Consider the following 2,873-nt stretch of genomic DNA (forward strand, 5'->3'; position numbering starts at 1 on the left):
CGCACGTACGCCACCCGCTGCCCACGCGGACGCGAGACTCGGCGAGCCGGCTTCGGATCCGGCTCTAACTTGGGCTTCCGCTCGATGACGTTCTCCGAGTCCGTCGACTCCACCCGAAAGTTCCAACCCAACTCGTCCCGACGCCGGAACCGAGTCCGCTCCTTCCCGCGGCTGACGATGAGCACCTCCTCGCCACCATCACCCGAACGGTTCAGCAACGTCCCGATCCGCTCAGCCATCGAAAGACCCTTCCGCCCGGAATCTGTATCAATAGATACTAGGCCCCACGGGAAGATGTTTCATAACTACCGAACTCGACCCTGTGACACAGCAGCGATGGTGTGACTCTCAACTTCGTTTGGCGGGATTTCGTAGGTTCGTTTGGCGGTGTCAGGTGATGCCGATGACGAGGGTGGATCGGGCGGCTTCGACGACGTCGTCGGTGATGGTGCTGAGCTCGTTGATCTGCATGATGCGCTCCATCTGCGTGAACAGTCTGTCGACGAGGCGGAAGTTGCCGCGGGTGATCCGTGCGATCGCGGCGAGGGCTTGAGCGTCGGTGAAGTCGTCGGGATCGAGGGGGTGCCCGTATTTGGGCCAACGCCGTTCGAGCACGAATCGCAGCTCGTCTTTGCTCAGTGGCCGGTACTCGTGTGCGAACCCGACGCGGCTGTAAAGCTGCGGGTAGCGGCTGAATCTCTTCTCGATCCCGGGCATGCCGATGAGGATGACGGCGACGTTGTCGCGGTCATAGTGGTCTCGCACCATCTCCAGGGCGGTGGCATTGAGGCGGTCGGACTCGTCGATGATGATCAACTCGACGTACTTTCGCAGGGTTCTGGGCCGCGTCTGCAGTTCGCCGATGTTGATCAGATGCTCGTCGATGCACGCAGATACCTGGACCGTCAGGCCGGTGAGATCGTCTCTGACCTGACGCGGAGTGCTCAGGACCGCGGGGGTGTAGAAGACTGTCCGTTTCCTGGCCAGCGCGGCATAGATCGGGAAATCGGAGTCATCGCGTGGGCCCCATTCCTCGAGGAGTCGCTCGGCTTTGTGCCAGTTCGCATACCGTCTGGCAGACAGTGTTTTACCGATCCCGGCTTGGCCGTAGCAGATGCCAATGGTGCGTTGCCGGCGTACGGCGTCGGCGAACTCGACGAATCTGCGGTGCTGTTTGGTGGCGATGAACCGTTGCGGAGACATCAGTCATCCTCCAGGTAGGTGCGAAGCTTCGTCTTCCTCTGTACTGGTGGGGTCGGTGCCGGCGGGGCCGGAAACGAGGGGTCTTGGTGGCCGGTGACGACGGCAATGCGTTCGGTGATCTGGCCGCGTAGCTCGCGTCGGCGGGCTGCGCGTGCGTGCTGGATGTCTTTGAGGCTGACGGTGGTCGATGCGTGATCGGGGTCCACGGCCTTACAGATGTACTGGTTCTTGTGGAAGACGTGAATTTCGGAGATGTCGCGGGGGTCGTACCGGATCACGACCTGCTCTTTGACGTAGGCGGCCAGCAGCGGGGAGACGTACCGCAGGCCCTGGAAGCGCACTCCGTCGCGGTGGACGATGCGCGTTTTGGCCACGGTCAGCAGCAGCAGGTTGAGATCATCGACGGTCTCGGGCAGGCGGGGAAGCCACCCGTCGCCGATCCAGGTCCGGTAGGGGCTGTCGCCAGTCTCCGGGTGGGTGCGGTGGTGATACTTGGCACTGACGAACTCGCCGATGGCGGTGTCGAGCTCGGGCAGCGTCAGTACCGGCTCGGGGTGCCGCTGACCGCGGGTGAGGTAGCCCGGCAGTTCGGCAAGGAGTTCGGTGTTTATTGTGCCGAAGATTCGCTCGATCTTGCCGCGGCCCTGTGGTCTGGCGATGGTCGAGTAGATGATCTGAAAGTGCAGTTCATTAGCGGTCTGGGCGAGATGGTGACTGGTGAAGTCGGTCCCGTGATCGACGTAGAGCACATCGGGCAGGCCACACATCGGCCAGTTCGGATCGCTCTTGGGCCAGATCGCGTGCCGCAACGCCAGCGCGGTGTTCATCGCAGACGGCGCGCCGAGGAAGACCATGTAGCCGCACACCGCCCGGGAGTAGTCGTCGAGGATGACGGTCAGCCACGGCCGGGCGGGCCGCCCGTTGGCGTCGAGGATGAGGATGTCGAGTTCGGTGTGGTCGGCCTGCCAGGTGGCATTGGCCCGCTCGGCTCGGTGGCGCCACACCAACTCGTAGGTGTCCCGGTAGGCGGCCGCACCCTGGTGAGCCAAGGTCACCATCCCGGGATCCAGACCGGTCACGATGGACCGCACCGTGCTCGCGGAGACCATCGGCCATCCGCGGCGGGTGGCGGTCGTGGCGGCCTTGCGGATGATTGACGCGGTGGTCGGCCGAGGCGTACTCAGCGCCAGGCCTTCGATGTAGGCCACAAGGTCTGGGTGGGTGCGCCGCCCACGCTTGGCTGGCGTTGCCGGAGCCAGTGCGGCGATCCCGCCCTTTCTATAGGCGGCGAGCCAGCGTTGCAGAGTGCGTTCCCCGACCTTCTCGGCTGCGGCCAACTGGGTCAGCGGGACCCCGCTCTCCACGTGTTGGCGTAGGACCTGCCATCGGGCCGCGGCAGTCTTCGCACCAGTGGGGGCGCCGATCGAACCTTGAGGTTCATCGCCCCCGTTCATGGCTACGCCGTCGTCGACTTCTGTCGGCGCGGAGCCGGGGGCTTGTCGGCCCCGCGTTGCAGCGCCCGGTAGACGGTGGTGCGGCTGACCCCCGGGACCTCGCCGATCTGGGCGACGGTCATGTCTTGTTGCTCGTAGAGCTTGCGGGCGGTGCGCAGTTTGTCCCCAGACAACAACGGTGGGCGCCCACCTCTACGGCCACGGGCTCGGGCGGCT

At 64.5% G+C, this 2,873-nt stretch carries 3 protein-coding genes and 1 pseudogene; all 4 read right to left on the reverse strand.

The window, feature by feature from the left end:
• Positions 1-239: pseudogene (locus H483_RS40045) on the reverse strand (recombinase family protein); the annotation flags it as partial.
• A gap of 151 nt (positions 240-390) precedes the next feature.
• Complete coding sequence (locus tag H483_RS27275) at positions 391-1,203, reverse strand: AAA family ATPase (RefSeq protein WP_017836471.1); 813 nt, start codon at positions 1,201-1,203, stop codon at positions 391-393.
• Positions 1,203-2,657: a Mu transposase C-terminal domain-containing protein gene (locus H483_RS27280; protein WP_371204163.1), complete on the reverse strand. Its 1,455-nt coding sequence runs from the start codon at positions 2,655-2,657 to the stop codon at positions 1,203-1,205. Before H483_RS27280 ends, H483_RS27275 begins: the two co-directional genes overlap by 1 nt.
• Positions 2,658-2,659: 2 nt before the next feature.
• The coding region (locus H483_RS0119360) for a helix-turn-helix domain-containing protein (protein WP_031264772.1) at positions 2,660-2,873 on the reverse strand (214 nt) is incomplete at its 5' end.

The organism is Dietzia sp. UCD-THP (genome assembly GCF_000349585.1).
GTDB lineage: Bacteria > Actinomycetota > Actinomycetes > Mycobacteriales > Mycobacteriaceae > Dietzia > Dietzia natronolimnaea_A.

Bases quoted from the DNA above. Each gene is read 5' to 3' on its own strand.
- H483_RS27275 (WP_017836471.1), bottom strand. From the start codon at position 1,203: ATGTCTCCGCAACGGTTCATCGCCACCAAACAGCACCGCAGATTCGTC.
- H483_RS27280 (WP_371204163.1), bottom strand. From the start codon at position 2,657: ATGAACGGGGGCGATGAACCTCAAGGTTCGATCGGCGCCCCCACTGGT.